We start from the raw sequence: 12,519 nt of genomic DNA, 5'->3' as shown, positions 1-12,519 counted from the left end.
AAAGGCATGCTTCGCAGAACTATACGGACGGCCTCAGCGGATTGGTCTCGTACCAGTGTGACCAATTCGAAGCAGGTTGTTAGTGAGGTGCGTCACATATGAAAGAACCTGAAAGCGCGGGGAATCTTGAACCAGGAGCCCCGGCCTATGAACAGGTCCGATACCACTCAACCGTCCGCCGCAACCCTTCCCTGAAGTCCACAATCGGGCTGTAACCCAGAAGTTTGCCTGCGAGATGGATATCTGCGAGCGAATCGCGGATATCCCCTGAACGCGCCGCACCGTATGCAGGCTGCCCGTTGTAGCCGGTAAATTCGCAAAGAATGCGGAATGTCTCGTTGAGCGTACACCGAGAGCCGGTGGCCAAATTCATCATTTGACCGGCAACCCTTTCCTTCGGCGCATCGGCCGCAAGCAAATTGCCATGAACGACGTTGTCGATATACGTAAAATCGCGGCTTTGTTCGCCGTCGCCGAAGATCGTCGGCTGCTCCCCAGCCAACATCCGCCGGCAAAAGACGGCAAGCACCCCGGAATAATGCGAAGTCGGGTCCTGAAACGGTCCAAACACGTTGAAGTACCGCAGAACCACGGTCTCCAGGCCATATACCCGCGCAAAGGCACGCATATATTGCTCGCCGGCCAGTTTCGCCACCGCGTACGGCGAAATCGGATTCGGCAGCATCTCCTCCTGCTTCGGAAGCGTCGGCGTGTCTCCATATGCCGATGAGGAGCCCGCATACACCACGCGGCGAACTCCCGCTGCACGTGCAGCGACCAGCAGGTTCAACGTCGCCGTCACGCAATGCAGATTAGTACCGGCCGGATCGGCCACGGAGCGCGGCACCGAGGCCAATGCAGCTTCGTGAAAGACAATTTCAATCCCTTCGCAGGCTAGTGCGCAATGTTCCGGGTCCGTCAGGTCGCCTTCTATGAATTCCATCGCCTCCAGTCCCGCCAGGTTGCTGCGCTTGCCGGTAATGAAGTTGTCGATGCCGCGCACTGCTTCTCCACGTTCCAACAATGCCGCGGCAATCGATCGTCCAATGAACCCGGCAGCGCCGGTAACAAGAAATTTCGCCAACCAGGCCTCCCAATCGCGCGATAATCTCGCCGATAGTAAGAGTACTATCGGCACCCTCCGCTCGCGGCTCAGTGCCTCAACCACTGCTTTACAATGAGGAACATGACCTCAAGAGCAACAACAACCCTCTCGGAACTGAAAAAGAGAATTGAGAGCAGGCAGGCGCGGATCGGCATCGTCGGAATGGGCTACGTCGGCCTGCCTCTCGCGTTGCTGTTCAGCGGCGAAGGCTTCGCCGTTACCGGGTTCGATATCGAGGAGAGAAAGGTCGGCACGCTGAATGCAGGCGGTTCCTACATCGTGCGAATTCTCCCCGACGCAATTCAGAAGGCACAGAAATCCGGCTTTCGCGCAACATCCGATTACTCCGAAATCGAGCGCATGGATGCGATCATCATTTGCGTCCCTACGCCCCTCAATGAGTACCATGAGCCCGATTTGAGCTACGTTACAGGCACCGTCGGGTCCTTCGCCCCGTATCTGCGCGAAGGACAACTCGTCATCCTCGAGAGCACGACCTACCCCGGAACCACAGAAGAGATCGTCGTGCCGCTGATTGAAAAAGGAAATCGCCACGGGTTGAAAGTCGCCCGCATTCACGACGATGTGGGAATTCACGTTGCATTCTCGCCGGAACGCGAGGACCCGGGCAATGAGACCGTCGCGCGCCACGACATCCCCAAGGTCGTTGGTGGCTGCGCCCCGGCTGCCGCCGAGCTCGCGGCGGCGTATTACGGCGCCATCTTCCGCCGCGTCATTCCCGTCAGCAGTCCCGCGGTCGCGGAGATGAGCAAGCTGCTCGAAAACATCTATCGCTGCGTCAATATAGCCCTCGTGAACGAACTCAAACAACTTTGTATGCGCATGGACATCGACATCCACGAGGTGATCGACGCCGCCAAAACCAAGCCTTTCGGCTTCCAGGCCTTCTATCCGGGCCCAGGCCTCGGCGGCCACTGCATCCCCATCGATCCCTTCTATCTATCGTGGAAGGCCAGGCAGTTCGACTTCCGGACACGCTTCATCGAACTCGCCGGCGAAGTCAATATCAACATGCCCTACTTCGTGATCGATCAGCTTGCCGATGGCCTCAACAAGCATCGCAAGTCCATCAACGGTTCGAAGGTGCTTGTTCTCGGCCTCGCCTACAAACGCGACATTGACGACCTGCGCGAATCGCCGTCCCTGACCATCATCGAGTTGTTGCGCGAAAAAGGCGCAAACGTTGCCTACAACGATCCGTACTTTCCCACAGTCGGCCAAGGTCGCCATTATGCGCTGAATATGACCAACACCCCGCTCGAAGATCTCAACCAGTATGACGCCGTAATGATTGTGACGGATCACTCCTCGTACAACTACCGCGCAATCGTCGAACAAGCGCAACTCGTTGTCGACACACGCAACGCCACCAAGGGCATCGACTCGCCCAAGATCGTGCGCTGCTGAAGCAAGCTGCGGAAAACTCAACCGAAGAGGCTTCGTAACAAGGGCACGGCCTTAGCCGGGCCAATAAAGAGGCTTTGTAACAAGGTCACGGCTCGGGGAACCCATTTATGGGTCGCGGGCCGATAAGGTCGGCAGAATAAGTCGGGCTTCAGCCCCTGCCAGGCATCCCGAGCTTAATTCGCTTTTCGTTTGGACTCTCGTCGCGCCGCTGAAGGCCGACGGTCACTATCGGGACACGATTAGAGCTCGCCATACGCGCCGCCAGAATTCTCTGTCCATGAATGTCGTTTATCCGCTAAACTCGGCAATCAAGCACTCAATCTCCCGCGAGGTCAAACCGCGTGAACGAATGGAAGCTGGTTCAGAAGGATTCCTCCGAAGCACTGGCGCGTTTGCATTTCTTTTCCGTCAAAAAGAGGCACGCCAGGGGCGAGATCGAAGCCCGCATCACCGTGAAAGAGTTTGCCACCGCGAAGACCAGTGACATGCAGTTCTATGCCACCGCCGATCTTGAGCTCAATCAGAAGGCGTTGCGATTCCAGCCCTGCGGATGGAGCGAAACCCTGGTAGGCGCGCTTGGCGAGTGTATGCGCAATCTTCGCAAATTCGATTACGAGGCCTTCGAGGACCCCTCTGCGTTACCATCCGATTGTGGCCGGTGACGGCCGCGCAAAGCACTACGCATCCACGCGCCGGAGCAGCACCGCAATGTTTACACCCAGAGCCATCGGATTTGTCCGCAGCCCCTACACTGACACCAAGTCCATTCCCAAGGGGCTCGGCGCAAAACACGACGCTGAGGGTGTGCTGGAGATTCTCCCGGAGTTCGAATTGGGTCTAACGGATGTCGAGGGCTTTTCGCACCTCTTTGTCATCTGGACCTTCGATCGATCGGAAGGCTTTGAACTCATCGGCAGTCCACCGTTTGACGAACGACCTCATGGCGTATTTTCCACGCGTTCTCCGCGCCGCCCCAATCCGATTGCTCTCACGGTAGTGGAGTTGCTGAGCCGCGAAGGCCGTCTCTTGCGTGTCCGCGGGGTGGATATGCTGGATGGAACGCCCATTCTTGACATCAAGCCGTACATGTCAAGCATCCCTGCGGAGAAGATTCGCCGAGGCTGGCTCGCCGAGGCCGAGGCGCGCACCCACAAATAGCCGGCTACGTTGAATCTCACGCCACCTTTCAGCACAGAGTCCTACAATGTGGCAGTTTCAACCCTGCTACCGCCTTCAACCAACAACTTCCCGCCCAGACCTCCCCTCTAAGTAGGTAACGGAAGAGAAATCTTCCTCAAAGGAGAGAGTCGACTATGGCCTTCAAGAGAATCGGCAACGAAACTCACGAATGGCAACAAGTACACTCGTGCATCAAGGGTTGTACAGGCCAAGGGAGGGAAACGCGGGCGGAGTCTCGAATGAACCACCCTATTTGTACGGTCCGAGTTGCGATCCGGCCACCGAACCGGATCTTCCAAAATTCGGAGAGCATGAGGGCGAGGTCTCGCAAGAGATCCCGCCCTTTTGCTTCGCAAGGCGTTCGGGGCGCTGTGCCATTCTGCATCTCCAGCGTCAGAAACCGACCTCATGCCCTCAAACCCGGTGGCGCGTCAACCTGCCGCCCAAGGGCCTGATCGTGTATCGTGAGTGAGTTCGGATATGGACTTGCTCACCGCCACGCTTGCTGAACCGCATAGCTTCTCGCCGTGGGAGAAGTTGCTCCTGGTGGCTTTGATTGTTGCTTCTGCAGCGCTGTTCTGGCGCAGATTCGGACCCATTCTCAAACGAATTCTCAATTCCAGAAAAGATCCGGACTTCAGCCTGACGCCTGTCGGGAAACGGGTCTGGGACTTCTTCTGGGAAGTGCTCTGCCAGGCCAAGGTCATCCGCGAACGTCCCCTCCCCGGCCTCGCTCATGCATTCGTTTTCTGGGGATTCTGCGCCTTCGCCCTCGTCACCTTGAACCACGTTGCCGTCGGGCTAGGTATTGGATTCCTGGACCCCCACGGCCTCATCGGGCGCTTCTATTTCTATTTCGCCGCAGCCTTCGCCATCGCCTGCTCTGTCGGCATCTTCGGCCTTTTCGTTCGCAGATTCTTTGTACGACCGCGCTGGCTTGGCGGCAAAGTCTCCTACGAATCAGGTGTGATCGCGCTCCTGATTTTCCTCCTCATGGTGACCTACCTCGCAGCGTTTACCGTCAGTGACGCCAGCCAGGCCGATCGCATTCTCTGGTGGACTCACACTCTTTCACTGCTCATCTTCTTGCCCATCATTCCCCACACCAAGCACCTGCATCTCGTTTTAAGCTCGGCCACCATCTTTCTATCTCGTGGCGGCTTCAGCAAAATTCCGCCCCTCGTCGGTGATGAAGACTTTGGCCTCGTCGCCGGAACCGACCTCACCCAACTGGTCAGCCTGCAGGCTTACTCCTGCGTAGAATGCGGCCGCTGCAGTGAACATTGCCCCGCCACTAACACCGGAAAAGAGCTGAACCCGAAGGAAATCATCCTCGGCCTTCGCGGCTACCTGAACGAATATGGCCCGGCCTCCCAGGAATCCCTGATCGGCAAATTCAACTCCATAACCGCCGACTTCCAATGCACCACTTGCGGTTCCTGCGAGTACCAGTGTCCGGTCGGCATCGAGCATCTTCCCATTCTCGTCGGCCTCCGTCGCGGCGCAGTCAACACCGGCACGTGGGAAGACGATCACGGCGCTAAGCTCTTCCTCGCTCTCGAGCGCGGATCGAACGCATTAGGGATGGGCGCACTCGAGCGCGACAAGTTCATCCAGAAACAGGAGCTTCCGCTCTTTGACGGTTCTCAAGAGTATTGCCTCTGGTTGGGCTGCATGGGTGGATACGATCCCAAAGGCCGCGAAATCATTGCCGACTTCGCCCGCGTGATGAATTTCCTCGGCACAAGCTACGGAGTCCTGCGCAAAGAGAAATGCACCGGCGATCCCGTCCGCCGCCTCGGCAACGACCTCCTCTTCCAGCAACTCGCCGAAGCAAATCTCGAGGCTCTCAGCCAGTCCAAAGTTAAAAAAATAGTCTCCATCTGCCCTCACTGCGTTCGCACCATTCAGGAAGATTGGAAGGAGTTCGGCACGCCGCCCGAGATCGAACACCATAGTGAGTTCCTCGCCCGCTTCGCCGACAAATTGCGGAACCAGAATGCACACATGTCAGGGCATGCCGACAGAGGTCTGCCGGAAAAGCATGAAGCATCAGGCCACCACGAAAAATCTCCTTTGGAAAAGCACGAAGCGTCTGGGCATGACTTTAGTCGTGCCGAAAACACTGCCAATGAAGGAGGGGCTTCAGCCCCTGAAATTCCAACTCCGCCAACCATCGTCTACCACGACCCCTGTTACCTCGGCCGCTATCGCAACGTCTACGATGAGCCCCGCACCGTCGTCTCGCTCGCCGGCGAACTCGTCGAAGCCCCACGCTCGCATCAACGCAGCTTCTGCTGCGGAGCCGGAGGCGGCCTCGCCTTCCTCGGCGAAGAAACCGGCGACCGCGTCAGCCACGTGCGCGCCAAAGAACTCGTCGCCACCGGTGCCTCGACCATCGCCACCGCATGCCCCTTCTGCAACACCATGTTCCGCGATGCCCTATCTTCCGCCGGCGAAGCCGCGCCGCAGCTTCTCGACATTGCACAACTAACCGCCCGCTGCCTACCTGTTCTCGAACAAGGGCCCACAAAACGAGACTCATGAAATCCTCACACGCCAGTTTTGAAAGGGCACGGCTTCAGCCGTGCCATAAACATCACAAAAGTACGACCGGCTTTCGCCGCTGAGGGACACTCCCTCCACGGTTTGCTTGGATACAAGCCATTGGAGCATCAATAAATGAAAATCATTGTCGCCATCAAACAAGTCCCCGAACGCGACGCGCAGGTTCGCATCTCGAGCTCCGGTAAATGGATCGAAGAGTCCGACCTGCAATTCGCCATGAACGAATCCGACGCCTACGCCCTCGAAGAAGCCCTGCAGCTAAAGGAGAAACACGGCGGCGAAGTCATCGTTCTAAGCGCAGGTCCTGAGCGCGCCGGTACCACCATTCGCGAAGCCCTCGCCAAAGGCGCCGACCGCGCCATTCACATCGAAGCCGACGACCTGACCCAGCGCGACGCCCTCGGCGTTGCGCAGCTGCTTGCTGCCGCCGCAAAGCAAGAGAACCCCGACCTCGTTCTCACCGGTCTGCAGTCCGACGACCTCGGCTACGGTCAGACCGGCGTCATCATAGCGGAACTGATGGGTGTGCCCCACGCATCCCTTATCCTCCATGTCGACAAGACCGACACCGGCCTCACGGTGAAGCGCGAACTCGAAGAGGGCTGGTTTCAGGACATCGACCTCCCGCTTCCTGCCGTTCTGATGATTCAATCCGGCGGCACCAAGCTGCGCTATGCCACCCTTATGGGCATCAAGAAAGCGAAGACCAAAGAGTTTCGCAAAATCAGCGCTGCCGATCTCGGTGCATCCGGTGCGCCAACCGCGATACTCGAAACAATCACGCTCCCGCAAAAACAGAAATCCACCCAGATCATTCCCGGTTCCGCCAAAGAAGCGGCGGCAACCTTAGTCGAGAAGCTGAAATTCGAGGTGCGCGTCCTATGAGCGGCGTATACGTAGTTCTTGAAGATCGCAACGGCCGCATCGGCCGCATTAGTTGGGAAGCAGTCGCAGCGGCCAATCTTCTTGCTGCCCAATCCGGCGACAAAGCAACCGCCATCGTCATCGGCGCGCAAACCGAAGCCCTCGCCAGCGAAGCCGGCACCAAAGGCGTCGCCAAAGTCGTCCGCATCGAGCATCCGCTGCTCGCCCAGTACACCTCCGACGGATACACCACGGCGCTCCAGCAATTCATCGCCGCCGAATCACCCGACTACCTCGTCTTCCCCCACACCTATCAGGTTCGCGATTACGCCCCCGCTCTCGCCGCCCGCCTCGGCCGCGTGCTCATCGGCGACGTTACCGCCATCACAGACGGTCCCGTTTTCATCCGCTCGCTCATGCAGGGACGTTTGAGTGGCAGCTATCGTCCCTCCGGCGCAGCACCATCCTTCATCTCTGTCCAGTCCGGCGCGTTCCGGGCCGGCGAAGCCCAATCCAGCGGTGCTGCGATCGCTGTCTTCACTCCGGCAATCGAAGCCGCGCAAATCCGAACGAAACCCGGCGAACCCTTCCGCGGCACCGCACAAGCCGTCGACCTTGGCTCCGCCCCATTGATCGTTGCCGTAGGCCGCGGCATCAAGGAAGCCGACAATCTTCCGCTCGTTCAAGATCTCGCCTCAGCTCTCGGCGCCGAACTCGCCGCATCCCGCCCCATCTGCGACAACGGCTGGCTTCCCATCGAACGCCAGGTCGGCAGCTCCGGCCAGACCGTCGCGCCCAAGCTCTACCTCGCCGTCGGCATCTCCGGAGCCATTCAGCACCTCGTTGGCATGAAGGGCTCGCAGTGCATCGTCGCCATCAACAAAGACGCCGAGGCCCCCATCTTCGAAGTAGCCGACTACGGCATCGTCGGCGACCTCTTCGAAGTCGTCCCCGCTCTAACCGAAGCGATCAAAACCGCCCGCCAGTAGAGTCTCGCCTTACCTATGAACCATGGGTGCCCCATCCATTCGACGTTTTTGTCGAATGGGTGGGAATCCACGAACCCAAATCACAATCTGTCATTTCGACCGAAGCGCAGCGAAGTGGAGAAGCCCGCAGTTGCTTTTCGCCAACGCCCCGCTTCGGACTGACCCCACCGAAATCGATCCCACCCATTTGCTTCCCACCCGCCACTCCGCGTATCGTTCTCAGTTGCACCAAAACACATACAGGGGCATCTGATGTTTCTCCCGGAAACATATCAAGTAACGCTCGCCCTCATGATCCTCAGCATGCTCTGCTGGGGATCCTGGGCAAACACACTCAAACTTTGCCCGAAATTCCGCTTCCAGCTCTTTTATTGGGATTACGCGGTCGGCCTCTTCGCAGGTGCGGTCCTGCTCGGATTGACGGCGGGATCCTTCGGCCGCTCCGGCACACCCTTCCTCGCAGCGGTTGTTGAAACCGCCCCGTCGCGTATTCTCTGGGCCATCTGCGGCGGAGCTATCTTCAATGTTGCAAATCTTCTCCTCGTCGCCGCCATTGATGTTGCCGGACTCGCCGTCGCCTTCCCCGTAGGAATCGGCCTCGCCCTCGTGGTCGGCGCAGTCTCCAGTTATCTCGTCAGCCCCGCCGCCAATCCCCTGCTTCTTTTCGGCGGAGTGGCACTTGTAGCCCTCGCGATCATCGTTGACGCCGCAGCCTATCGCAAACGCGAATCCACCGCAAAAGCCACCACAACCCGCGGCATCGTTCTCAGTCTTGTTGCCGGCCTGCTGATGGGCAGCTTCTATCCCCTGGTTGCTCACGCCATGCGCGGCTCCGGTTCTCCAGGACCCTATGCCATCGCGCTCTATTTTGCGATCGGCGTCCTTTTGTCGACCATCCCCGCCAATCTCCTTCTTATGTGGACACCCCTGGACGGCAAGCCTCGCGTCAACGGATTCGATTACTGGCGCGTTCCCATCGGCTGGCATTTGGCCGGCATCTTCGGCGGTGCCATCTGGTGTGTCGGCGCCGTCGCCAACTTCGTTGCCTCGGGCGCGCATTTTGTAGGACCCGCCGTGTCCTACTCCATCGGCCAGGGAGCCACCATGATTTCCGCCTGCTGGGGCATCTTCGTCTGGCGCGAATTTGCCGGCGCACCGCGCGCCGCGCACATGCTCCTCGTACTCATGTTCGTCTTCTTCATCCTTGGCCTGGGTGCTGTGGCCATGGCTCCCCTCTACTGAGGTCTTCATGCAAGAGGCTTGCAAACCGATTGTCGTCGTCGGCAGCGTCACCATGGATATGGTGACCTGCACTCCCCAAATCCCTCGCATCGGCCAGACCATCATCGGCACCAGCTTCTCCACCACGCCCGGAGGCAAAGGCGCCAACCAGGCCGTCGCTGCTGCCCGCCTTGGCTATCCAGTGCAATTCGTCGGCATGGTCGGCGACGATATTTACGGGCCCCAACTAATCCAGAATCTCGCCGACGCCGGCGTCGATACATCCGCAATGGAAACCACCTCCGGCCCTTCCGGACTCGCTCCGATATTCCTCGCCGCCAACGGCCAGAACGCCATCGTGGTCGTTCCCGGAGCAAACGGCAAGGTCGACTCCACATATGTCGACAAACACATCGACGTCATTCGCAACGCAGGCATGGTCCTGTGCCAGCTTGAACTGCCCATGGCGACCATCGACCACACTCTGAACGTCTGCGCGGAACTGGGCGTGCCCGTCATGCTTGACCCCGCTCCCGCAGCCGGGCTCAGCGACTCCGTTTGGAAACAGGTCGCATGGTTCACGCCCAACGAAACTGAAGCTGCCTTCTATCTCAACGATGGATCCTATCCTGAACTCATTGCGCAGGAGCTGCTCGAACGCGGCCTCCGCGGCGTCGTCCTCAAGCGCGGCGCCGAGGGTGCTTACGTTGCAATCGCAGGCGGCGCCGCCGGCTGGGTAAAACCATTCGCTGTTGACGCCATCGACACCGTCGCTGCCGGCGACTGCTTCAATGGCGCTTTCGCCGTCGCACTGCTCGAAGGCAAAAGCCCGCTGGCTGCCGCGCGGTTCGCCTGCGCAGCATCCGCTATCTCCGTTACACGTCGCGGCGCACAGGCCTCCATGCCCACATATGCAGATCTCAACGCCTTTTTGGCCGACCGCGGCGAGACCATGTAGTTCGATCCGCACTTCTCACGAAAACGCCCGGAGATGAGCCGAATGATCCAAAAGCTATTTCTATCAAGCATTCTTGGAGCACTGGCGGTTACCGCCGCCGCGCAGGACACCCTCTACCAGCCGCGCGGCCAGCAAATCCCTCCACCCATCTGCATGAATCTCCATAACGCCTGGGAAGGTCCGCAAATAATCTGTCTGCCCTTCGCCCATGAGCGTTGGCTGGCTGACCTGCGGCACTGGCGCACCGAGCGCCGCATCCGCATCGCTTACGATCCGTCCCGCTACGAATTGCCTGCGCTCAAGTGGACACAGTCCAGCTTCATGCAGCCCCAGATGATGGTCCACGATCGCTACTTCTACGATCCTGTGGCCGGCCGTTACACCGTCGATCGCTATCTTGACGATCTCGAAAAACGTTACGGCGGCATCGACGCGGTTCTCATCTGGTCCACCTACCCCAACATGGGAATCGACGATCGCAACCAACTCGAAATGGTTGCGTCCATGCCGGGAGGCATAGAAGGCATCCGAAAAATGGTCGCCGACTTTCATCGGCGCGGCGTGCGCGTCCTTTTCCCCATGATGATGTGGGATGAAGGCACACACCAGCCCCCGCAACCATGGCCGCAAGCCATTGCAGAGCTGATGAAACAGGTCGATGCCGACGGCATCAACGGCGACACGCAGGACGGCGTTCCGCTTGGCTTTTCGCTCGCTGCCGATGCCATCGGCCATCCTCTCGCCTTCGAGCCCGAAGGCGGCCCCAGCGACGAAGCGCTGGCGTGGAACGTCATGACCTGGGGCCAGTATGCGTTTCCCTTCGTCCCCATGGTCGACCGCTACAAGTGGATCGAGACGCGCCACATGGTCAACATCAGCGATCGCTGGGCGACCGACCATACCAGCGACCTGCAGTTCGCCTTCTTCAACGGCGTCGGCTGGGAGAGTTGGGAGAACATCTGGGGCGTCTGGAACGGTATCAATCCACGCGACGCCGAGGCCACGCGCCGCGTCGCCACCATCGAACGCGCCGTCGCTCCCTTTCTCGTCAGCTCCGACTGGGAGCCGCTCTACGCAATGCACAACTTCGGCGTCTATGCCAGTCGCTGGCCCCTCGGCGATCAGACCGTCTGGACCATCGTGAATCGAAATCCCTACGACATTCCCGGCCGCCAGATGGACGTAGAGCTCAAACCCGGCATGCGCTACTTCGATCTCTACCACGGTGTGGAACTCAAGCCCGAGACCGATGGTCCCGTCTCCGTCCTCAGCTTCAACATCGAAGCCAACGGCTACGGCGCGATTCTTGCCACACCCAACGAACCATCCGAAGCCATCAAGACGCTGATGCAGCGCATGGCCGTATTGACGGCCAGTCCGCTGGTCTCCTTTTCGCACGAACAGACCGTCCTGCAACAGCATCTCGTTGAAATCGCACCAACCAAACCGGCCACCGAAAATCCCGAAGGAATGGTGAAGATTCCCGCCGGCACTTTCGTCTTTCGCGTGCGCGGAACCGAGATTGAAGGCGGCTCCATGAACGGTGTCGACGTGCAGTATCCGTGGGAAGGTTCGCCGCGTCGCTTTCACGAACACACGATGACCATCAAACCCTTCTTCATCGACAAATTCCCCGTCACAAACGCGCAGTTCAAACAATTTCTCGACGCCACACACTATGCTCCACGTGATCCCGGCGACTTTCTCCGCGATTGGAAGAACGGCGCCTACCCGCAGGGATGGGACAATCGCCCTGTCACCTGGGTTTCTCTCGAAGATGCGCGCGCCTACGCTGCATGGGCCCGTAAGCGCCTTCCTCACGAGTGGGAATGGCAGCTCGCGGCGCAAGGCCCCGACGGCCGCGCCTATCCATGGGGCAACGACTGGAACCCGGCAAATGTTCCCACTCCCGACATCGGTCGCACCATGCGCGGTCCAGAGCCCGTCGGCGCGCATCCGCAGGGCGCGAGCCCCTACGGCGTCCAGGATCTTGTTGGAAACATCTGGCAGTGGACCGATGAGTTCGAGGACGATCACACGCGAGCGGCGATCGTACGCGGCAGCAGCTACTATCAGCCGCAAGGTTCTATCTGGTACTTCCCGCAGGCCTACCGCAACGACGAGCACAGCAAGGTTCTGCTCATGGCTCCCTCCTACGATCGCTCCGGCGGCGTAGGATTCCGTTGCGTCCGCGATGCGCAATGAGG

Annotated in this window: 10 protein-coding genes; 9 read left to right on the top strand and 1 reads right to left on the bottom strand. The window is 59.2% G+C overall.

Annotated features, from left to right (window positions below):
* Positions 1-145 precede the first annotated feature (145 nt).
* Positions 146-1,084 carry an SDR family oxidoreductase gene (locus tag WCA10_RS24395; protein ID WP_472825152.1) on the bottom strand — a complete coding sequence of 313 codons (939 nt, stop codon included), beginning with the start codon at positions 1,082-1,084 and terminating at the stop codon, positions 146-148.
* 93 nt (positions 1,085-1,177) lie between these two features.
* Here WCA10_RS24395 and WCA10_RS24390 point away from each other — a divergent pair, with 93 nt between their 5' ends.
* From WCA10_RS24390 to WCA10_RS24350, 9 genes are all read left to right on the top strand, one after another.
* On the top strand, positions 1,178-2,533 hold the full coding sequence (locus WCA10_RS24390; protein WP_472825151.1) for a nucleotide sugar dehydrogenase: 1,356 nt from the start codon (positions 1,178-1,180) through the stop codon (positions 2,531-2,533).
* A 341-nt stretch (positions 2,534-2,874) separates the two neighbouring features.
* Positions 2,875-3,195 (top strand): hypothetical protein, encoded by a 321-nt coding sequence (locus WCA10_RS24385; RefSeq protein ID WP_472825150.1) that lies wholly within the window; start codon positions 2,875-2,877, stop codon positions 3,193-3,195.
* A 46-nt stretch (positions 3,196-3,241) separates the two neighbouring features.
* Complete coding sequence (gene tsaA / locus WCA10_RS24380) at positions 3,242-3,691, top strand: tRNA (N6-threonylcarbamoyladenosine(37)-N6)-methyltransferase TrmO (protein ID WP_472825149.1); 450 nt, start codon at positions 3,242-3,244, stop codon at positions 3,689-3,691.
* Between the two features lie 501 nt (positions 3,692-4,192).
* Complete coding sequence (locus WCA10_RS24375) at positions 4,193-6,259, top strand: (Fe-S)-binding protein (protein ID WP_472825148.1); 2,067 nt, start codon at positions 4,193-4,195, stop codon at positions 6,257-6,259.
* A 135-nt stretch (positions 6,260-6,394) separates the two neighbouring features.
* Positions 6,395-7,165, top strand: a complete 771-nt coding sequence (locus WCA10_RS24370; protein WP_472825147.1) for an electron transfer flavoprotein subunit beta/FixA family protein — start codon at positions 6,395-6,397, stop codon at positions 7,163-7,165.
* Positions 7,162-8,133, top strand: coding sequence for an electron transfer flavoprotein subunit alpha/FixB family protein (locus WCA10_RS24365; protein WP_472825146.1), 972 nt, complete (start codon positions 7,162-7,164; stop codon positions 8,131-8,133). The genes WCA10_RS24370 and WCA10_RS24365 overlap by 4 nt, the downstream gene beginning before the upstream one ends.
* A gap of 252 nt (positions 8,134-8,385) precedes the next feature.
* The gene (locus tag WCA10_RS24360) at positions 8,386-9,375 is read left to right on the top strand and encodes a GRP family sugar transporter (protein WP_472825145.1); all 990 of its coding nucleotides are present in this window, start codon (positions 8,386-8,388) and stop codon (positions 9,373-9,375) included.
* Between the two features lie 7 nt (positions 9,376-9,382).
* Positions 9,383-10,312, top strand: coding sequence for a ribokinase (rbsK, locus tag WCA10_RS24355; protein ID WP_472825144.1), 930 nt, complete (start codon positions 9,383-9,385; stop codon positions 10,310-10,312).
* Between the two features lie 42 nt (positions 10,313-10,354).
* Positions 10,355-12,517 (top strand): formylglycine-generating enzyme family protein, encoded by a 2,163-nt coding sequence (locus WCA10_RS24350; RefSeq protein WP_472825143.1) that lies wholly within the window; start codon positions 10,355-10,357, stop codon positions 12,515-12,517.
* Positions 12,518-12,519 lie beyond the last annotated feature (2 nt).

Source organism: Occallatibacter sp., from assembly GCF_049582745.1.
Lineage (GTDB): Bacteria > Acidobacteriota > Terriglobia > Terriglobales > Acidobacteriaceae > Telmatobacter.
The sequence above is the reverse complement of the archived record's forward strand: the minus strand, read 5'-3'. Positions and strand labels throughout refer to the sequence as shown.